The sequence below is a fragment of the Micromonospora sp. NPDC052213 genome, assembly GCF_040679695.1.
Taxonomy (GTDB): Bacteria; Actinomycetota; Actinomycetes; order Mycobacteriales; family Micromonosporaceae; genus Micromonospora.
Genome location: NZ_JBFAVI010000138.1, coordinates 1 through 18,746 on the forward strand (window position 1 = coordinate 1; position 18,746 = coordinate 18,746).

The window sequence follows — 18,746 nt, forward strand, 5'->3', positions numbered from 1 at the left end:
GCTCTCCCTCGCCCTGCTCGGCGGTTACGAGGTACCCGGTCAGCGCGAGGCGGTGCGCGGCGAGCCCGTCCGCCGGGCCGGGCGCGTCGCCGGCGGCGTGGCCCGGCGTACCCGTCTCCGGCACGCCGGTGTCGCCGCCGCCCGGCTCCGGCCCGACCGCGCCCGCGTTCCCCCGCCGCCGGGCGCTGTGGATCACGGTCGGGGCCGTCGTCGCCCTCGCCGGCGTGGTGACCGCGGCGGTGCTCTACCTAACCCGGGACCGCTACCCCGCCCTGGAGTTCCGGTCCCCCGTCGAGAGGGTGGCGGGGGTGGCCGCCGGGGCCGAACGGCCGTCGGCGATGTTCACCGCGGTGCTCGGCGACCGGGCGTACCTCGCGTACCCCCTCGACGACGGGCGGCTGGAGGTGGTGGCGGTCGACGCCGACACCGGCGGAGAGAAGTGGCGAAAGCCGACCGAGGCGTCCGCCGAGCAGTGGGAGCGGATCGTCGCGCTGCCCGGCGCGGTGGTGGCCTTCGCCGACGCGATCGGCGACGACACCCCCCGGGACCTGGTGCTGCTCGACGGCGCCTCCGGCGACCAGCGGTGGAGCCGGCCGATCCTGGGCGACGACGAGGTCTTCTTCGGCGAGGGCGTCGCGGTGCTGGTCGACCGGACCGGGAAGCAGCTGGTCGGGCTGCGCCTGAGCGACGGCGGGGAGACGTGGGTGCAACCCAGCCCGCACGACGAGTACGGCGGGGCCCGCACCAGCGTCCACCCGGTCACCACGGACAAGGCGCTGGGCGGCCCGGCCTTCGTCGACGGCTCGCCGCGCGACCCCTGGCGCGGCGAGGTCCGCCGGCTCGTGCAGGTGGGCGCGGACCGTTCCGTCCGGGTGGTCGACATGGGCAGCGGTCGCATCGTCCACAGCCGCGCCAACGTGGCCGACCAGGACGACCTGGTGGCGGCGCACGAGGACCGCCTCTACGTCGCCCGCGACGAGGCCGGCTACCAGCTGCTCGCGTACGACCCGACGACCGACGCCCAGCCGAAGGTGCTGTACACCGCCCCGGACGACCGCAAGCGGCCGGAGGCGCTGGTGCCGTGCGGCGAGCACCGGGCCTGCCTGCTGGAGACCACGGGCGGCGAGGACGAGAGCACCGAGGTGGTGGCGGCGACCGAGGAGAAGGTGGCCCACTGGCCGGCGCCGGAGGCGACCCGGCTGGTGCCGCTCGGCGAGCACCTGCTGGTCCGGCGGACCTCCTCGGAGCCGGTCAGCACCCTGTTCGACCCGGACGGTCGCGCGGTGCTGCGGGACCGGAAGGGGGTGGCGGTCCGGCTCGACGGGGGCAACCTGCTCGTCTTCGCCGATCCGCCGAGCTCGGTCGAGGACGACCGCAGCGTCGCCGGGGTGGCGGCCGGCTCGGGCGCGGTGACCGAGATGGGCGAGTTGGTGGGCGTACGCAGCGAGACGTGCTCGTGGAACACCAGCGTGATCGTCTGCGGCGCCAAGGAGGACTTCGTGCTCTACCGGTTCGCCGACCGTTAGCCGGATCCCGACAGCCATTCAGATCGATCTATATAACCGATAACCTCCTCTCAACGGCCAGGCCGCCCCGCGTCCGGTCACGAGCCGGCGCGGGGCCGACAGGAGGAGGACCGGCATGACACTTCCCCGTACCCGGCGGTGGCGGGCCCGCCCGGTGGGCGTACTCGCCCTCGCCGCCGCGCTCTTCGCCACCGCGGGCACCCCCGCCACCGCGGCCTCCGGCGGCGAGATCCGGCACGCCGACGACGCGAACGCCGTGACCGACGGCTACGTCGTGGTGCTCCGGGACGACAGCGTCGGCCGGCACGGCGGCGACCGGCAGGTCGCGGTCAGGAACGTCGCGGACCGGCTGGCCGACCGCTACGGCGCCGCCCTCGGCCACGTCTACGGCCACGCGCTCACCGGCTTCGAGGCGCGGCTGCCGGAGCGCGCGGCCCGTCGGCTCGCCGCCGACCCGGCCGTGGCGTACGTGGAGCGGGACCGGATGATCACCCTCGTCGGGCCGGGCGTCCAGCTCGACCCGCCGTCCTGGGGCCTGGACCGGATCGACCAGCGCAGCCTCCCGCTCGACGGCCGGTACGCCTACCCGAACACCGCGCACAACGTGCACGCGTACGTCATCGACACGGGCCTGCGGCGCACCCACACCGACTTCGGCGGGCGGGCCGGCGTGGGGGTGGACCTCGTCGACGGCGGCCCGGCGGACGACTGCAACGGCCACGGCACGCACCTGGCCGGCACCGTTGGCGGCACGCGGCACGGGGTGGCGAAGGAGATCCAACTGCGCCCGGTGCGGGTGCTGAACTGCGCCGGCAGCGGCACCTTCTCCCAGGTCATCGCCGGGGTGGACTGGGTCACCGCGAACGCGGTCCGGCCGGCGGTGGCGCTGCTGGCGCTCGGCGGCGGGGCCAGTACGGCCCTCGACTCGGCCGTGAACCGGTCGATCTCGTCCGGCGTCACCTACGTCGTCACGGCCGGCAGCTCGAACGCCAACGCCTGCAACTACTCTCCCGCCCGGGTGCCAGCGGCGCTCACCGTGGCCGGCACCACCATCACCGACGGCCGGATGCCGAGCGGCAACTACGGCAGTTGCCTCGACCTGTACGCCCCCGGCGCCAACATCACCTCCACCTGGCACAGCACCGACACGGCGGTGGCCACCCTCAGCGGCGGGTCGATGGCCGCCGCACACGTCGCCGGGTGCGCCGCCCTCGCCCTCTCGGCCAATCCCACCTGGACTCCCGCCCAGGTGGCGGCCTACCTGACCGGCAGGGCGACCACCGGGGTCGTCGGCGGCGTGGTCGCCGGCACGCCGAACCGCCTGCTCTACTGCGGCGCCTGACCCGGGAAAGACGAGGCCACCGGCACCGACGCCGGGCGGGCGCCGGGCACCCCGGCGCCCGCCGGCACCGGGCACGCCTCGCCGGCGGCGCGGCGACAGCCGCGCGCAACATCGATGCTTGTCGCTGAGGACGTCTGCGACTACCGTCGAATCCAGTGACGATCGACTATATGGTCATCGGCGCGGGCATCGCGGGCGCCAGCGCCGGACACCACCTCGCCGCGTACGGCAGCGTGCTGCTGGCCGAGATGGAACACGTCCCCGGCCAGCACTCCACCGGCCGCTCGGCCGCCCTGTTCTCCGAGTACTACGGCGGGCCGGTGGTGCGCGGCCTGACCCGGGCCAGCCGGGGCTTCCTCACCGCCCCGCCGCCGGGGTTCGCCGACCATCCGCTGCTCACCCCGCGCGGCGTGCTCAGCCTCTGCCCGCCCGGCGCCGAGGACGAGTTCGACGCGGCGCTGCGCGACGGGGCCGACGTGGACCCGCCGGCCCGCGAGATCGACCCGGCCGAGGTGGCCGCGTACTGCCCGGTGGTGCGGCCGGGGTGGTGCCGGCGGGCGATGGTGAAGCCGGCCGCCCGGGACCTCGACGTCGCCGCGCTGCACCAGGGATACCTGCGGGGCATCCGCGCGGCCGGCGGCCGGGTGGTGTGCGGCGCCCGGGTCCGCCGGCTGCGGCGGGCGGACGGGGCGTGGCGGGTCACCACCGACGCCGGCGAGTTCACCGCGCGGGTCGTCGTCAACGCGGCGGGCGCCTGGGCCGACGAGGTCGCCGCGGCGGCCGGCGTACGACCGGTGGGGCTGACCCCGCTGCGGCGCACCGCCTTCCTCGTGGACGCGCCGGCCGGCGTCCCGGCGACGGACTGGCCGATGGTCAACGACGTGACCGGCACCTTCTACTTCAAGCCGGAGTCGGGGCGCCTGCTCGTCTCCCCGTCCGACGCCACCCCGGTGACGCCCGGGGACGCCCGCCCCGACGACCTCGACGTGGCGATCGGCGCCGAGCGGGTGCAGGAGGCCACCACGCTGAGCTTCCGCCGGGTCCACCGGGCCTGGGCCGGTCTGCGGACCGCCGCCCCGGACGACGTGCCGGTCATCGGCCCGGCACCCGAGGCGCCGGACTTCCTCTGGCTGGCGGGGCTGAGCGGCTACGGCGTCCAGACGGCGCCCGCGGCGGGCGCACTGCTCGCGGCGCTGGCGGCCGGCGCCCCACCACCCGTCGACCCGGCCCCGCTCTCACCCGCCCGCTTCCCCTGACCCGGAGAGCCGGGGTGGGTGGGTCAGTGGGGGCGTTGGCCGACCAGCGAGCGACGGGGCAGCATCGTCCACGCCGAGATGCCCGCCGACACCAGCGCCGCCAGCAGCATCACCTGGAAGACCGCCGGATAGCCGGCCGCGCTGGCGACCAGGCCGGCCAGCGGCGCCCCGGCCACCAGGCCCAGGTCCCAGAACGACGTGAACGCGCCGAGCGCCGCCCCCTGGTGCGCCGGGTCGGTCCGGTTGATCACGAGCAGGGCGAGCGCCGGGAAGAGCAGCGAGAGCCCGGCGCCGATCACCAGCCCACCGACGACCGCGACCACGAGATTCGGCGCGACCGCGACCAGGAGCAGCCCCACCGCCTCCACCAGCGCCGACGCGACCGCCACCCGGCCGGCCCCGAGCCGGTCGGGCAGCCCGCCCACGAACAGCCGGACCCCGACATAGGTGAAGCCGAACGCGTTGAACGCGGCGATCCCGTTCTCGATGCCCCGGTCGGCCAGGTGCAGGGCGACGAACGCGGCCAGTGCGGCGTACCCGAACCCGGCCAGGGAGAGCGCGACGCCCGGGGCGACCGCGCTGCGCGGCAGGATGCCGGCCGGGCCCTTCGGTTCCGGCTGCCGGGGCCGGGGGCGGACGGCCACGAGCGCGGCCCCGGCCAGCGCCGCCAGGATCGCGAACAGCCACACGGCGGGATAGCCGCCCGAGGTGCGCAGCAGCACCGCGCCGAGCAGCGCGCCGAGCGTGATGCCCAGCCACATGTGGATGCCGTACAGGCCGACGACGCGGCCCCGCCGGTCGGCCGGCGCGAGCGCCACCAGCCAGGCGGCGCCGGCGGTGTAGACGGCCGCCTCCCCCACGCCGTGCAGGACCCGGACGCCGACCAGCACGCCGACGTTGCCGGCCACCAGGTAGGCCGCGGCGGCCGCCGCGCACACGGCCGCCCCGGCCAGCATCACCGTCCGGTACCCGTGCCGGTCGCCGAGCCGGCCGGCGATGGGCCGGGCGATCACGGCGGAGACCGCGATCGCGGCGATCACCACGCCCACCTCGACCCGGTTGCCGTCGAGTTCGTCGAGGACGTAGAAGGGCAGCACGGCCAGCGACGCGCCGACGCCGAGCAGGCAGAGGAAGATGGCGCCGAACAGCGGCACGATGGGCCGGTAGAACGCAAGTTTCCCGCCGGTCGTGGTCATGCGGTGACGCTCCTAGGCCGGTACGACGTGGAAGAAGTGGGTCGGCAGGTGCACGGCCAGGCCCTCGTGGATCTCGGCGCAGACGGCCGGGCCGTCGGTGGCGAAGGTGCCCGGCGGCGGGGTCGCCACGCGGATCGCGGAGCGCCCGGCGTCGAGCAGGCGCGCCGCCATCGCGAAGTCGCCCACCACCGCCTCGCCCGGCGCCACCATCCGGGTACGGCTGATCAGGACGCCGTTGCGGTGCAGGTCCGCCAGCAGCGCGTCGCGCCCGAGCAGGTGGGTGTAGTAGTCCCTCGGGTTGACGATCATCGCGTGCGGGGTGGCGCCGGTCTGCTCGATCTCGTCGCAGGCGGCGAGCAGGCCCGTCAGCCAGTCGTGCCGGTACGGCAGCCGCCCGATCTCGGGGTGCCGCAGCAGTCCGTGCTCGCCGATGGTCAGCGCCTGGTTCTCCGCCGTGGCGAGGCGGACCAGCAGCCGGTAGTCGACGAAGACGGCCAGCCCCTCCGGGTCGTCGGCGAGTTCCTCGGGGACGCGTACCCAGGCGCGGATCGGGTGCACGGCGGCCGAGGCGGTGCCGAACCGGAAGGCCGCCTCGCGGCGCAGGCCGGACTCGTGCACCGCGGCGGCCTCCCCGACGTCGGGCCGGCCCTCGCACCAGAACCGGACCGGGTCCATCCCCACCGACCGCTTGCGGAACAGGTTGCGGACGGTCACCCGGGGGCGTTCCTTGGTCGGCTGGAAGGCGTCCGTGATGGTGTAGTCGAAACGCACCTCGGCACCAACCGGGTCGGCGGCGTACGCGCGGGCGAACACCTCGCCGGGCGACAGGGTCGACGACGCGGTCACGGGCGGCGCGGCGGTGGTGGTCATGAATCCTCCCCGATGGCGATGGCGTGCCGGATCAGCCGCTGGTAGAAGGGCTGGTGGTGGTCGTGGTACGAGCGCAGGGTGTCGTCGTTGTCGACGGTCACCGCGAAGGACTTGGCGACCGGCGAGAAGCCCGAGGTGCGCTCGACGTCGAGGTGCCACTTGCGGGTGCGCCGCCACTCGGCGCGCTCCCCCGGCGCCCAGTTCAGCGCCTCCGGCCGGAACGGCAGCCCCACGGCGGCGCACCAGGCCGCCACCGTGTCCGCGGGCCGGCGCAGCAGGTCCTCGGCCCGGATCACCACCGGCGGCCGGCGCGCGGTCCGGCGGACCAGGTCGAACAGCTCCCACTGGTGCTCGAAGCCGATCTCGGGACAGGTCACCGTCGGCTTGATGGCGTAGTGCGAGCTGATCGTGCGGGCCGGTTCCCGGACGATGAAGGTGTGCGTGACGTCGGCGATCGCCCCGGGATCGTCGAACAGGTGCCGGTACCGGTACTCGAGGGTGTCCTTGACGAAGACCGTCCGGTCCCGGCCCAGCCCGGTCAGGTGCGCGACGACGTCGGCCGGGTCGGTCACGGTGACGGTGCCGCCGTCGGCGGTGGGCAGGTCGACGTGCCCCTCGTCGACGAGGGTGACCAGCGGCTCGTGCACGACCGTCACGTCGCCGCGGGCGATCATCATCCGCAGGAACGCGGTGGAGAGCGCCCGCGGATGCGCCCACATGGCGATCACCGGCATGCCGGCCCCCCGTACCGCGTGGCCCGCCGGACCGGCGCGCCGCCGGGGTGGTGGACGGGCCTCACTGGGACCACCAGGTCGGCTTGCGGTCCCAGCGGTGGTCGCGCAGCCGGTCCAGCAGCCCGGCGTCCAGCGGCGCGCCGTCGCTGACGGCCAGGTTGGCGCGGACGTGCTCGACCCGGCGCATGCCGGGGATCACCGTGCTCACCGCCGGGTGGTGCAGGATGAACCGCAGCGCCAGCTCCGGCATGGTCGTCCCCGGCGGCACGTCGGCGGCCAGCCGCTCGGCGCGCTCCACGCTGGGCAGCAGGTTCTCCGGGCCGAAGTACGTGCTGCGCCAGTCCTCCTCCGGCCACGTGCTGTCGGCGGTCAGCGTGCCGGTCAGCGTCCCCTCGTCGAACGGCACCCGGGCGATGATCCCGATGTCGTCGCGCTGCGCGCGGGGGAACAGCTCGTCCTCGGGCGCCTGGTCGAAGATGTTGTAGATGACCTGGACGACGTCGATCAGCCCGGTGTCGAGGGCGGCGTGGCAGTTCGTCGGTTCCCACCGGTTGACGCTGATCCCGACGCCGTCGACCAGGCCCTCGCGCTTGAGGTCCGCGACGGTCTCCTGCCAGCGGCCGTCGGCCGCCCAGCGGTCCTCCCAGACGTGGAACTGGAGCAGGTCGATCCGGTCCACCCCGAGGTTCTCCAGGCTGTGCCGGGTGTACTCGCGGATGTGGTCGGCCGGGAAGACGTCGTCCAGGGTGTCCTGCGGGCCGGGCGGCCACTCCCGGTTCTTCGGCGGGATCTTGGTGGCCAGGTAGAGCCGGCGGTCCGGGTGCCGGCGCACGAGGGCGCCGAGCAGCCGTTCGCTGACGCCCCGCCCGTAGACCCAGGCGGTGTCGAAGAAGTTGCAGCCCCGTTCCACCGCCTCGTCCAGGCAGGCCGGCGCGGTGTCGTAGTCCCAGCCGGTGAAGCCGCCCGGTCCCCCGCCGATGCCCCACATCCCGTACCCGACCTCGCTGACCTGCCAGCCGAGCCGACCCATCCTGCGGTATCGCATCCCACTCCCTCGTCCGTGCCGATCGCCGCGCCGCGCGCGGCTGGTCACCCTGGTCCGGCCGGCAGCAGCAGCCGGTCGGTCGACCGTCGCTCGTGCTCGCCCAGCCACGCCCGGTAGGCGCCGACGGACGGCCCGAGCCGGTGGTCGGTGAAGCCCCGGCGCCGTTCCAGCTCGGCGCAGCCGTCGCGGCGGAACAGCCGGGGGTTGTCGGTGAGCAGCGTCGCGAAGACCGCCCGCAGCCGCTCCTCGTCGGCGCCGGCCCCGGCCGGGAACAGCGCGAGCAGCACGGCGGCGGCCCGGTCGCCGTCGGTCGCCGCCTCGCGCAGCGCCGCCACGAAGCGCACGCAGCTCACCCGGGGCAGGGCGTCCGCGCCGGCCAGCGGCAGGTCGGTGAAGTCGACGCTCACCGGGTGCAGGACGTGCATCGTGCCGCCCCACAGCCGCGGGTCGACGACGGTGGCGACGATCCGCCGGGCGGCCCAGTCCACCGGCGTCCAGTCGGAGCGGACCGGCGCGTCGGGGCGCATCCGCAGCCGGTGGCAGGCGGCCAGCAGCAGGTGGGTCAGCGCCCGGGGGTTGGGCTGCCCGTCGTCGGCGGCGGGCATCACCTCCCCGAGACGCAGCACGGTGACGGTCGCGCCGCGCCGCCGGGCCTCGGCGAGATACCGCTCCGCCACCCACTTCGACCGGCTGTAGCCACTGGTGGGCGGGACCACGAGGGCCGGGTCGCACCCTTCCGGCAGCGGGTCGGGGCGGCGGGCGGCCTCGGTGTCGAGGACGCCGAGGGTGGAGACGTGGTGCAGCGGCTTCGGCCGGCCGGTCAGCGCCAGCCGGAGCAGCTCGGCGGTGCCGAGGACGTTCGCCTGGCGGTGGGCCCGGTAGTCGAACAGGAAGTTGACCAGCGCCCCGGCGTGCAGCACGAGGTCGCAGTCGTGGGCCAGCCGGGCCCAGGTCTCTGGGTCCAGGCCGAGGACGGGGCGGGCCAGGTCCGCGGCGTACCCGTGCAGGCGCAGGCCGTGGCCGGGCCGCCACAGGCCCCGCTCGGCCAACGCCCGCACGACGCGGGCGGTGGCCTCGGCGTCGTCGGCGGCCCGTGCGAGGCACAGCACCCGGACGTCGGTGGTGGCGAGCAGTTCGTGGACCAGCCGCGCGCCGACGAACCCGGTGGCGCCCGTGACCAGGACGGTGCGCGGCGACCGGCGCCGGGCGACGGGGCGCACCGGCAGGTCGGCCGGGACGGCCGCGTCGCGTTCCACCAGCTCGGCCTCGGTCTCGGCGGGGTCGGCCGCGCGCAGGCGCGCCGCGACCACCCGGGCGAGCCGGGCGGCGGTGGGGTGGGCGAAGAGGTCCTGGACGCCGACCCGGACGTGGTGGTCGGCGCCGAGCGCGGTCACCACGTCGAGCGCCTGGAGCGAGTCGCCGCCGGCGTCGAGGAAGTCGGTGTCCGGGTCGAGGTCCGGCCGGCCGAGAACGGTCCGGAACACGGCCAGCACCCGGTCCGGCAGCGTACGCGCCTCGGCGCGCGCGGCGGCCGCCCGCGCCCGCTCGGCGAGCGTACGGTCGAGCCAGGTCTCCAGGGCCCGCCGGTCGACCTTGCCGTTGCCGCTCAGCGGCAGCGCGTCCCGCACCACGACGTGCCGGGGCACGTGGGGCCGGGGCAGCAGCCGGCGCAGGTGCGCCCGCAGCGCCGGCTCGGTCACCTCCGGGTCGGCGGCGACGAAGAGGGCCAGCGACTTCCCCCGGCCCTCCCGGGCGAGGAGGACCTTCGCCTGCCGTACCCCGGTCAGCCGGGTGGCGGCGGTCTCGATCTCGCCGGCCTCGATCCGGACGCCGTTCACCTTGAGCTGGAAGTCGCGCCGGCCGACGAAGTGCAGTCGGCCGTCGGCGGCGAGACGGCCCAGGTCCCCGGTGCGGTAGAGCCGGGTGCCGGGGATGCCGGGCAGCGGGTTGGGGACGAACACCTCGGCGGTGCGGGCCGGGTCGCCGAGGTATCCCTCGCCGAGGCAGACCCCGCCGATGACGATCTCGCCGGTCGCGCCGGGCGGCAGGGGGCGCAGGTCGGCGTCCACCACCGCCGCGTAGCAGTTGTCGATGGGCCGGCCGATGGGGATGACGTCGCCGTCGGAGCGGGTGACGGTGTGGAAGACCATGCCGATGGAGGCCTCGGTCGGGCCGTACCCGTTGGTGGCCGACACTCCCGGCACCAGGTCGGCCAGGCGGTGCACCGCCCACGGGTCGATCTCCTCGCCGCCGACGATCACGTGCCGCAGCGTGGCGACGGCGCGGCGGGCCGCCGGGTCCCGGTCCAGGACCGACACCAGCGCGCCGAGCACGCTCGGCACGAAGTCGGTCATCGTGACGGCCTCGTCGGCGATGGTGCGGACGGTCCGTTCGACGTCGAGGAAGCCACCCTCGACGGGCACCACCACCCGGCCGCCGGTGGTCAGCGGCCAGAACATCTGCCACACCGACGAGTCGAAGGTGTGCCGGCTGTTCTGCAGCACCACCTCCGCGCCGGTGGCCGCGAAGTAGCGGGTCATGAAGCGGAACCGGTTGGCGATGCCGTCGTGCCGGTTGACCGCGCACTTCGGGGCGCCGGTGGTGCCGGAGGTGAAGATGCCGTAGATCAGGTCGCCCGGGCCGACGGGCATCCCGGGCCGGCGGCGGGTCGGGGTGATGTCGTCGAGGCCCACCGGCAGGCAGGGAACGTCCCCGGTGTCGGGACGCGGGTCGCCGCCCCGGACCACCACGAGCCGGGGCCGGATCACCGCCAGGGACGCGCGCAGCCGGTCCGCCGGCCAGCCGGGGTCGACGGGCACGAAGGCCGCGCCGAGCTTCATCAGGGCCAGGTCGACGACGGGGAGTTCGAGGCCGTCGGCGAGGAGCACGGGCACCACGTCGCCCCGCCCGATCCCCCGGGTTGCGAGGACGGCGGCGACGCCGTTGGCCAGGTCGTCCAGTTCGCGGTAGGTCAGCGAGCGCCCCCGGAACGACACCGCCCGGCGCTGCGGATGCAGGTCGACGCGGTGTTCGATCATGCGCGGCACCGCCACGAAGGGCCCGTCGTCGTGCCGGCGGCCGGCCCGCTCCACGAGCGCCCGGGAGGCGGGCCCGAGGGCCGGCGCCGTCGACGTGGGCGACGCCGGGTCGGCGAGCAGGGCGGCGAGCAGTTCGGCGTACATCTCCGCCACGGCGGCGGCATCGGCCGACCACGGATCGTCGGCGGCGCAGCGGAGCACGACCGCGACCGCCGTGTCGGTGACGTCGGCGGTGAGCAGCACGGGTGGCAGGCCGGCGGACGGCGCCGGCGCGCCTTCGTCGAGGAGGACGAGGACGTGGTCGACACCCTCGTGGTCGAGCGCGGCGGCGCACGCGCGGACCGTGGCGCGCGCCCGGTCGCCGGGCATCCGGTGCAGGTCCGTCGGCCAGACCGGCAGGTCCAGCATCTCCGCGCCGGCCCGGACCCGCACCGGTGTCTGGCGGCCCAGGCGGTCGAGCAGTTCCACGGCGGCGAGGGCGGCCGTGGACACCCGGTCGCGGCTGCCGTCGGCCGCGGGGTGCGGCCCGGTGGCCGCCGGGCGGGTGGCGGTGTACCGGTACGTCGACCCGTCCGAGACGGGAACCGGTGCCGCGGACCCGCTGTCGCCCGACCTCATCACGCCTCCTGTCCCGAGCCCGTGCGGCCGTCGGTCGCAGCCGCGGACGGAGCTGTGCCGGCCCGCCGCACGCCGACAATGATCGGCGTCAGTCGATGGACGGCCGCTGGTCATGGACACTAGAGGGCTGATCGACGGTAGGGAATATGCAACTTTCTGCTACATCGATTCCTGTCACTTGCCTGCGCCGGCGCCGGTCGCCGCGCCCAGGGACCGGCGACCGACCGGGGAAACCGGCCCGCGACCAGCCGTTCCTCCGGATCCCACCCGCCGGACAGGCCGATTTCCGCAGCCGCCGCCGCCCGGGCGGCCGGGGCCGGGACGGGGCCGCGCGGCACGCCCCCGTCACCCGATCACGCAGGGCGGATCACGTCCGGTAGTCGGCGTCGCGAGGACGGACACGCGCGGGGACCCGGCCGGACGGGCCGGCCGGGTCCCCGCAGACCGTTCCCGCGACTAGCCGCCGAGGCTCGCCGCCGCCGAGGCGATCGCCGGGGCGAAGGTGCTCACCTGGGTGTAGACGCCGGGGTAGTTGGGCCGGGCGCAGCCGTTGCCCCAGCTGGTGATCCCGACCTGGATCCAGGCGTTGTTCGCGTCCCGCCGGAACATCGGGCCGCCCGAGTCGCCCTGGCAGGTGTCGACCCCGCCGCTGGCGTAGCCCGCGCAGATCTCCTCGCTCGGGATGATCTGGCCGCCGTAGTAGGAGTTGCAGGTGGCGTCGCTGACGAACGGCACGGTCGCCTTGCGCAGGTAGCGCTGCTGCGCGCCGCCCTCCCGGGTGGCACCCCACCCGGCGACCGTGAAGGTGCCGTTGTCGTACGCGGTGCTGGTGGCGATCTTGAGCGTGGACAGCGTGGTCACCGGGGTGGCGAGCCGGATCAGGGCCCAGTCCTTGCCGCTGCCGTTGTAGCCGGGCGCCCGGTAGACGTAGTCGGACCGCACCTGGATCCGGCTCGACGACTGGAGGTCCACCACGCCGAGGGTGGCGGTGATGCTGGTGTTCGCGCCGGTCCCGCCGACGCAGTGCGCGGCGGTCAGCACCAGCCGGGGGCTGTAGAGAGAGCCGCCGCAGCCCATCGAGAGCCGGACCATGAAGGGGAACTCGCCCTGCGCGGCGAGGGTGCCGCCGACGACGTACGGAGTCACGTCCGACGCGGGCCTGGCACCGGCCGGAACCGCCAGGACGAACGAGCCGGCGGTGACCGCCACCAACGCGGCGGCCAACCGGCCGATGAGTCTGCGCCAACGGACCATGGGAGCCTCCCGAGCTTCGCGGCGCGCGGGGGTCGACGCGCCGGCATCCGATGCCGGGATCCTATGGATATATATCGATGAACGGCAATGTCCGGACCCATCCCGCGTCGGTCATACCGCCGCGCACCGGACGGCGACCTCCTCCCGGGAGACCGCCCGTTTTGCGTCGGGACCACCCGGGTACCGCAGCCCCATGGACACGAACACGAAGGCACACCTGGTCGGCGGCCCCCGGGACGGCAGCACCATCGACGCGGGCGGCGACGCCCTCGTGGAGGTGGAGATCGACGGCATGATGCACCGCTACATCCGCACCACCAGGCAGCACGGCGAGGACGGCACGATCTACAACTACGACGGGATGGTCGCGCCGGACGGCGGGCAGCCCGGCGTCGAGGACCCGGCCGCCCGGGTGGCCTCCCCCAAGGCGGACGCGGAGGGCCACGGCGGCACGCACTGACCGCCGGGTCAGGCCGGCCCGGGCGCGGATGAACCGCGACCCGCCGGGTAAGCAGCGGCCGACCTGGTGGAGTGGAGAACGACCGGGGTCGCGACACGCGACCGGGCGCGCGGGCGGGCGGCGGACGCCGACCCGCCCGGGCGTGCGGTCAGTCCCGGGGTGATGCGGTCGGTCCCGGCGATGCCCGCGGTCCGGTCAGTTCCCGGTGATCCAGTTCCAGGCCGACACGACCCACTCGGTCTGCTGCAGGTAGGCGATGCCGAGGCCGGCCAGGAAGACCGCCGTGACCAGGTGCGCCCCGCGCGCGCTGCGGCGCACCCGGCCCAGCTGCCGCTCCAGCACCACGCGGCCGAGCAGCCGGGCCAACGCGAAGAGACCGGCCGCCACCAGCAGGCTCAGCACGAAGATCAGCAGCGGCCCGGCCAGGTCGCCACCGCCCGAGATCGCCCAGATCCCCCAGCAGACGAACGCGAAGAGCGCCCCGGCGGCGCTCCACTCGCCGCCGCGCTTGAGCTGCGCGACGTGCCAGCTCAGCGGGCGCCGCGGCGCCGACCCGTCGGGCCAGCCCGTGCCGGTCGGCTCCTGCCCGACCACGGGGAACGGTTCGGTGCGCGGAGCCCGGGGCTGCCCGACCGAGGCCACCCCCCGCCGGTACGCGTCGCGCTGCGGCGGCACCCCGACACCCGGCTGCGGCGGCACCTCGACGGTCCGCTCGGCCCACGGCTGTGTCTGGTCGGCCATCTCGTCCCTCCCCTGGACCGACGGCGACCACCGGCCACCGTCCGGCTTCGAGGGTAGCCAGCCGGCAAATCGGTCGCCGAGCCCGCACCGATCGGCTAGACACAGCGGCGTGACGAAACCCCCACTCGCGGTCGGGACCGCCCGAGCCGATGACTTCGACGAGCTGGCCCGGCTGCTCGGGCACCTCTTCCACGCCCCGTCCGACCCCGAGACGCACGAGATCGAGCGGGCACTCTTCGAACCCGGGCGCACGCTGCTGGTCCGGGACGGCGGCGAGGCGGTGGCGACCGCACGGGCGTTCACCCGGGAACTCACCGTGCCGGGCGCGCGGGTGCCGGCCGCCCACGTCAGCGGGGTGGGCGTCGCACCCACCCACCGACGCCGGGGACTGCTCACCCAGCTCATGGCGCGACAGCTGCGGCAGGTGCGCGACGAGGGCCGGGAACCGGTGGCGGTGCTGTGGGCCAGCGAGGGCGGGATCTACCCGCGCTTCGGCTACGGCCTGGCCGCCCAGCGGCTCTCCGTCCAGTGCGCCACCGTCGCGCTGCGGATGCCGGACCCGACGCCCGCGGAAGGCCGGCTGCGCCTGACCGCGCCTGCCGACTGCCGGGCCGAGCTGGCCCGGGTGTACGACCGGGTGCGCCCCGAGCGTCCCGGCTGGTCCAGCCGCGACGAGGCGTGGTGGCGGTACGTGCTCAGCGACCAGGCCGACCGGCGGGGCGGCGCCACCGAGCGCCGGGCGGTGCTGCACGAGGGGCCGGACGGCGTGGACGGGTACGGGCTCTTCCGTACGCGCGCGAACTGGGAGAGCACCGGGCCGAACGGGGTCACCACGGTCGACGAGGTGGTGGCCGCCACCCCGGCGGCGTACGCGGCGATGTGGCGGATGCTGCTCTCGCTCGACCTGGCCGGGCAGCTCTCCTTCGGAGCGGGCGCGGTGGACGAGCCGCTGCTGCGGCTGGTCAACGAGCCGCGCCGGCTGGGCGCGCAACTGGTCGACGCGCTCTGGCTGCGGGTGGTGGACGTGCCCGCCGCGCTCGCCGCCCGCCGGTACGCGACCGGGGTGGACGTGGTGATCGAGGTCACCGACGAGCTGCTCCCGGAGAACGCCGGCCGCTGGCACCTGAGCGGCGGGCCGGAGCGGGCCGCGTGCGGGCCGACGGAGCGGCCGGCCGAGCTGGCCTGCGACGTGCGCTGCCTCGGCGAGCTGTACCTGGGTGGCGCCGGGCTGGGCGCGCTCGCCGCCGCCGGCCGGGTGCGCGAGCTGCGCCCCGGCGCGTTGGCCGCCGCGGGCCCGGCCTTCGGCTGGCACCGGGCCCCCGCCGGCATGGACGTGTTCTGACCGCTCGGCTGCCCGGCGTCGACGTCGTGCCGGACCCGTCGTCCCGGCCCCCGGAACACCGGCGGCCCGGCGCCGGGCGGGCCGGCCGGTGGAGACGCCGGGAGGCGGCCGACGGCGGGCGGGTAGGCCGGGTGGAGACGCCGGGCGGCGGGCGGGCGGCGGGCGGGTCCGCGCCAGCGTGGCGGGCCGGCGACGACAGGCGGGCGGGCCGGCGGCGGTGGTCCTCGGGCGGTACGGTCGGCTGATGGGGGACGTGGAGCGACGGCGCCGCCGGCTACGGCACTCGGGCGGCGACCCGGGCGCGCCCGAGGGGCCGCAGGCCACGACCCCCGGCGTGCACGACGGCGGCACCGAGCCCGCGCGCGGTCGCCGGGGCGGCCCGGGCGACGAGGGGGAGCGCGGCCTGCGCGGCCTGGTCGGCTCCGGCTCGTCCCAGGTGAGCGTGACGGCGGCGATGCGGGCCCGCGACGCCGCCCAGCCGACCGACGAGGACCTGGCCGCGGCCGAGGAACGCGTGGTGGTCATCCGCCGGAACTGGACGCCCCGCGAGGACCTCCCCCGCCGCTGACGCCGGACCGCAACCGACGCCGACCCGCGCCGCCCGCTGATCCTGGTACGGAGGTGACCCCACGGGGCCGCTCCGCACCAGGATCCGGGACCGGTGCCGCCAGGTGCGCCGGGCAGGAAGACGGCGCGGGGTGGGAGGCGGCGGGTCAGGGAAGGGCGGGCAGTTGGCGGGTGCGCTCGTAGTCGGCCATCTGGCCGATCCGGCGGGCGTGCCGCTCGTTGCCGGAGAACGGAGTGGTCAGGAACGCCTCGACGATGGCCGTCGCCTCGTCCAGGGTGTGCTGGCGCGCGCCGACCGCGACGATGTTCGCGTCGTTGTGCTCGCGGGCGAGCTGGGCGGTCTCGATGCTCCAGGCGAGGGCCGCGCGGACCCCGCCCACCTTGTTCGCGGCGATCTGCTCGCCGTTGCCGGAGCCGCCGATGACCACCCCGAGGCTGCCGGCGTCCGCCACCACCCGGTCACCCGTGTGCAGGCAGAAGGCCGGGTAGTCGTCGTCCGGGTCGTAGGCGTGCGGGCCGACGTCGACGACGTCGTACCCCTCCTTGGTCAGGTGGTTGACCAGGTGCACCTTCAGCTCGAAACCGGCGTGGTCGGATCCCAGGTAGACGCGCATACCGCGCAGTCTGTCAGGGCGCGCGCCCGGGACGCCGCGCGGGCGGCGTCCCGGGGCGGATTCGTCACAACTCAGCGGGACAGCTCGGCGACCACCAGGCCGCCGCGCGCCTTCGGGGTGAACCAGGTGCTCTTGCGCGGCATCTTCTCCCGCGCCAGGTTGACGGCCACGAAGTCGTCCACGGTCACCGGGGCGATCAGGACGGCCAGCTCGGCCCGGCCCGCGTCGACCTCTCCGGTCAGCCAGCTCGCCGGGTAGTCGCCGCCGACGTAGGTGATCCGCTTGTCGCCCGGGTCGAGCCCGAGGGCGTCGCGCAGCAGCAGCCGCTCGACCAGCGCGTGGTCCAGGTTCTCCAGCCGGCCGCCGCCCACCTGCGGCAGGGTGACGGCGTACCCCCGGTCGGGGAGGCGGAGGTGGACGGTGCCGCCGGCCGCCGGGACCTCGACCGGTCCGTCGATCGGGGTGACCTCCGCGCCGGCGGCGCGGAGCCGGTCGAGCAGCTCGTCGGCGGTGGTGGTCAGCTCGCTGACCAGCCGGTTGTAGGGCTGGATCGCCACCGACGCCGGCGTCGTGATCACCGACAGGAAGCGCGGCAGCCCGCCGGTCTGCGCGGCCAGGCTGCGGTGGTTGCCGTCGGCCACGACCAGCTCCCCGCCGCCCGCGAGCGCGGTCAGCTCGTCCTGCTGCGGGCCGGGGCCGAGCAGCCAGATGGCGTGGGTGCGCCCGGCCTGGTCGGTGTCGGTCGCCGCGGGCGCCCCGGCCGCGTCGGTCGCCGCCGCGAGCGCGGCGTGCAGTTCGTCGCCGCGCCCGGTCTGCAGCAGCAGTACGGGCGAGAGGAGGTGACCCAGCGCCTCGGCCAGCGCCACCCGCTCCCGCACCTTGGCGATGAAGACGTCCTCGTTGCGGATGACCAGACCGGGCTCGTCGGCCCGGGTGGAGATCTGGTCGGTGTCGGTCATGGCCCACAGCCCGTACGCCGTCTCCTCCCCCGGCGCGCTGATCCGGTAGAGGACCACGACCTGCTCGGCCGGGGTGTAGCTGCCGTCGGCCTTGGCCTCGGCGAGGCGGGTCACCGCGTCCGGCAGGGCGTCGAGGAAGGACTTCCCCAGGCTCTCCGGCGCCCGGTGCGGCATCTCGATGCCGAGGGCACTGTGCGGGTTCGCCTCGATGATCGCGGTGATCTCCGCGTCGTCGGCGAACTCGTCGTAGTTCTGCGCGCCGGTGCCGCCAGTGGTGATCCAGGCCCGGGCGATCGGATGCACGACCGTCATGTGCGACCACGCTACCGGCGACGCGACCGCCGGTGCGGCGGGACCCGCGCGGCGTCCACCAGATGAAAGAGCGGCCGCGCCGGGACCCGTCGCTTCGGGTGGTACGGCCGGCCACGCCGCCGGCCGGCCGTGTCCCCGCCCACCGATGGCTACTTCGCCGGCAGGCGGTGCCGGCCGGCCGACGCGGGAGCACCCGCCGGTCGCCGACCCGACCCGCCCGGCGCGGCGGGCACGATCGTCCGCGGCCCGGCCGCCGACGGCGGCCGGTGCTCGGCCGGCGCGTTGCGTCGCTGCTCGGCCGGCGGGCCGAGCCGGTGGTCGGCGGGCGCGTTGCGGCGCTGCTCGGCCGCCGACGTCGGCCGCTGGTCGGCGGGCGCGTTCCGCCGCTGCTCGGCCGGCGGGGTGAGCCGGGAGGTGGCCGGCACGCGGGCGACGCCGACCACGATCGGCGGGGCGAGCAGGTCCACCATGTGTGCGGGAAGGTCGGGGCGGACCGCCGGCCAGCGGGAGTCGTCGACCGACCAGTACGCCTCCGGGCCCTCGGTCACCTCCTCCCCGGTCAGCGGATCTTCACCGGAAGCACGGTGCTTGGCCATCGGGATTGCCTCCACGAGCTGCGGGGTGCGGCCCTGCGGGTCGCTGCGGCGGACACCGAAGAGAACGAGTCCGCCGGCCCCCCGGTGACGCCGGGGAGCGCGCCCCGCCGGCCGCGGCTCCGCCGAGCCGCAGCGCGCACGGCGGCACCCGGCCGCAACGCGCACGGCGTCGGCACCCGCCGCAACGCGCGGCGGCACCCGGCGCCCGACCGGCGGCATCCGGGCCCGGGGGGCCGGGGGCCCGGGCGCCCGCGCCCGGCCGGGGCCCCCCCGGGC

Annotated in this window: 16 protein-coding genes; 6 read left to right on the forward strand and 10 right to left on the reverse strand. The window is 75.9% G+C overall.

Annotated elements, in window-relative coordinates; translation table 11 throughout:
• The first annotated feature begins 128 nt into the window (after nt 1-128).
• The 3 genes from AB0L34_RS25625 (at nt 129) to AB0L34_RS25635 (ending at nt 4,124) form a co-directional block, all read left to right on the forward strand.
• Nucleotides 129-1,526, forward strand: a complete 1,398-nt coding sequence (locus AB0L34_RS25625; protein WP_363707251.1) for a PQQ-binding-like beta-propeller repeat protein — start codon at nt 129-131, stop codon at nt 1,524-1,526.
• Between the two features lie 115 nt (nt 1,527-1,641).
• The gene (locus tag AB0L34_RS25630; protein ID WP_363707253.1) at nt 1,642-2,868 is read left to right on the forward strand and encodes a S8 family peptidase; all 1,227 of its coding nucleotides are present in this window, start codon (nt 1,642-1,644) and stop codon (nt 2,866-2,868) included.
• Between the two features lie 155 nt (nt 2,869-3,023).
• Entirely contained in the window at nt 3,024-4,124 is a 1,101-nt protein-coding gene (locus AB0L34_RS25635) for an FAD-dependent oxidoreductase (RefSeq protein ID WP_363707255.1), read from the forward strand.
• A 23-nt stretch (nt 4,125-4,147) separates the two neighbouring features.
• Here AB0L34_RS25635 and AB0L34_RS25640 read toward each other — a convergent pair whose 3' ends face one another.
• The 6 genes from AB0L34_RS25640 to AB0L34_RS25665 form a co-directional block, all read right to left on the reverse strand.
• Entirely contained in the window at nt 4,148-5,320 is a 1,173-nt protein-coding gene (locus AB0L34_RS25640) for an MFS transporter (protein ID WP_363707257.1), read from the reverse strand.
• A gap of 12 nt (nt 5,321-5,332) precedes the next feature.
• On the reverse strand, nt 5,333-6,190 hold the full coding sequence (locus AB0L34_RS25645) for a family 3 encapsulin nanocompartment shell protein (RefSeq protein ID WP_363707259.1): 858 nt from the start codon (nt 6,188-6,190) through the stop codon (nt 5,333-5,335).
• A complete protein-coding gene (locus AB0L34_RS25650) occupies nt 6,187-6,924 on the reverse strand; it encodes a hypothetical protein (protein WP_363707261.1) in 738 nt (245 codons plus the stop codon). Before AB0L34_RS25650 ends, AB0L34_RS25645 begins: the two co-directional genes overlap by 4 nt.
• Nucleotides 6,925-6,985: 61 nt before the next feature.
• Nucleotides 6,986-7,969, reverse strand: a complete 984-nt coding sequence (locus AB0L34_RS25655) for an aldo/keto reductase (protein WP_363707263.1) — start codon at nt 7,967-7,969, stop codon at nt 6,986-6,988.
• A gap of 44 nt (nt 7,970-8,013) precedes the next feature.
• Complete coding sequence (locus tag AB0L34_RS25660; RefSeq protein ID WP_363707265.1) at nt 8,014-11,625, reverse strand: amino acid adenylation domain-containing protein; 3,612 nt, start codon at nt 11,623-11,625, stop codon at nt 8,014-8,016.
• A 456-nt stretch (nt 11,626-12,081) separates the two neighbouring features.
• A complete protein-coding gene (locus AB0L34_RS25665) occupies nt 12,082-12,879 on the reverse strand; it encodes a serine protease (protein WP_363707267.1) in 798 nt (265 codons plus the stop codon).
• A 193-nt stretch (nt 12,880-13,072) separates the two neighbouring features.
• Between AB0L34_RS25665 and AB0L34_RS25670 the strand changes: the two genes are divergently transcribed.
• The gene (locus tag AB0L34_RS25670) at nt 13,073-13,339 is read left to right on the forward strand and encodes a hypothetical protein (RefSeq protein WP_363707269.1); all 267 of its coding nucleotides are present in this window, start codon (nt 13,073-13,075) and stop codon (nt 13,337-13,339) included.
• Between the two features lie 195 nt (nt 13,340-13,534).
• Here AB0L34_RS25670 and AB0L34_RS25675 read toward each other — a convergent pair whose 3' ends face one another.
• The gene (locus AB0L34_RS25675) at nt 13,535-14,080 is read right to left on the reverse strand and encodes a hypothetical protein (protein ID WP_363707271.1); all 546 of its coding nucleotides are present in this window, start codon (nt 14,078-14,080) and stop codon (nt 13,535-13,537) included.
• 109 nt (nt 14,081-14,189) lie between these two features.
• Between AB0L34_RS25675 and AB0L34_RS25680 the strand changes: the two genes are divergently transcribed.
• Both AB0L34_RS25680 and AB0L34_RS25685 read left to right on the forward strand, forming a co-directional pair.
• On the forward strand, nt 14,190-15,422 hold the full coding sequence (locus AB0L34_RS25680; RefSeq protein WP_363707273.1) for a GNAT family N-acetyltransferase: 1,233 nt from the start codon (nt 14,190-14,192) through the stop codon (nt 15,420-15,422).
• Between the two features lie 244 nt (nt 15,423-15,666).
• The gene (locus tag AB0L34_RS25685; RefSeq protein WP_363707275.1) at nt 15,667-15,990 is read left to right on the forward strand and encodes a hypothetical protein; all 324 of its coding nucleotides are present in this window, start codon (nt 15,667-15,669) and stop codon (nt 15,988-15,990) included.
• Nucleotides 15,991-16,135: 145 nt separating this feature from the next.
• Here AB0L34_RS25685 and AB0L34_RS25690 read toward each other — a convergent pair whose 3' ends face one another.
• The 3 genes from AB0L34_RS25690 to AB0L34_RS25700 form a co-directional block, all read right to left on the reverse strand.
• On the reverse strand, nt 16,136-16,603 hold the full coding sequence (locus AB0L34_RS25690) for a ribose-5-phosphate isomerase (protein ID WP_363707277.1): 468 nt from the start codon (nt 16,601-16,603) through the stop codon (nt 16,136-16,138).
• Nucleotides 16,604-16,674: 71 nt separating this feature from the next.
• Nucleotides 16,675-17,874: a DUF1015 family protein gene (locus AB0L34_RS25695; protein ID WP_363707279.1), complete on the reverse strand. Its 1,200-nt coding sequence runs from the start codon at nt 17,872-17,874 to the stop codon at nt 16,675-16,677.
• A 149-nt stretch (nt 17,875-18,023) separates the two neighbouring features.
• On the reverse strand, nt 18,024-18,470 hold the full coding sequence (locus AB0L34_RS25700) for a hypothetical protein (RefSeq protein ID WP_363707281.1): 447 nt from the start codon (nt 18,468-18,470) through the stop codon (nt 18,024-18,026).
• Between the last annotated feature and the right edge of the window lie 276 nt (nt 18,471-18,746).

Bases quoted from the DNA above. Each gene is read 5' to 3' on its own strand.
- AB0L34_RS25630 (WP_363707253.1), top strand. From the start codon at position 1,642: ATGACACTTCCCCGTACCCGGCGGTGGCGGGCCCGCCCGGTGGGCGTA.
- AB0L34_RS25660 (WP_363707265.1), bottom strand. From the start codon at position 11,625: ATGAGGTCGGGCGACAGCGGGTCCGCGGCACCGGTTCCCGTCTCGGAC.
- AB0L34_RS25640 (WP_363707257.1), bottom strand. From the start codon at position 5,320: ATGACCACGACCGGCGGGAAACTTGCGTTCTACCGGCCCATCGTGCCG.
- AB0L34_RS25655 (WP_363707263.1), bottom strand. From the start codon at position 7,969: ATGCGATACCGCAGGATGGGTCGGCTCGGCTGGCAGGTCAGCGAGGTC.
- AB0L34_RS25670 (WP_363707269.1), top strand. From the start codon at position 13,073: ATGGACACGAACACGAAGGCACACCTGGTCGGCGGCCCCCGGGACGGC.
- AB0L34_RS25645 (WP_363707259.1), bottom strand. From the start codon at position 6,190: ATGACCACCACCGCCGCGCCGCCCGTGACCGCGTCGTCGACCCTGTCG.
- AB0L34_RS25665 (WP_363707267.1), bottom strand. From the start codon at position 12,879: ATGGTCCGTTGGCGCAGACTCATCGGCCGGTTGGCCGCCGCGTTGGTG.
- AB0L34_RS25685 (WP_363707275.1), top strand. From the start codon at position 15,667: ATGGGGGACGTGGAGCGACGGCGCCGCCGGCTACGGCACTCGGGCGGC.
- AB0L34_RS25690 (WP_363707277.1), bottom strand. From the start codon at position 16,603: ATGCGCGTCTACCTGGGATCCGACCACGCCGGTTTCGAGCTGAAGGTG.
- AB0L34_RS25695 (WP_363707279.1), bottom strand. From the start codon at position 17,874: ATGACGGTCGTGCATCCGATCGCCCGGGCCTGGATCACCACTGGCGGC.
- AB0L34_RS25700 (WP_363707281.1), bottom strand. From the start codon at position 18,470: ATGGCCAAGCACCGTGCTTCCGGTGAAGATCCGCTGACCGGGGAGGAG.
- AB0L34_RS25650 (WP_363707261.1), bottom strand. From the start codon at position 6,924: ATGCCGGTGATCGCCATGTGGGCGCATCCGCGGGCGCTCTCCACCGCG.
- AB0L34_RS25675 (WP_363707271.1), bottom strand. From the start codon at position 14,080: ATGGCCGACCAGACACAGCCGTGGGCCGAGCGGACCGTCGAGGTGCCG.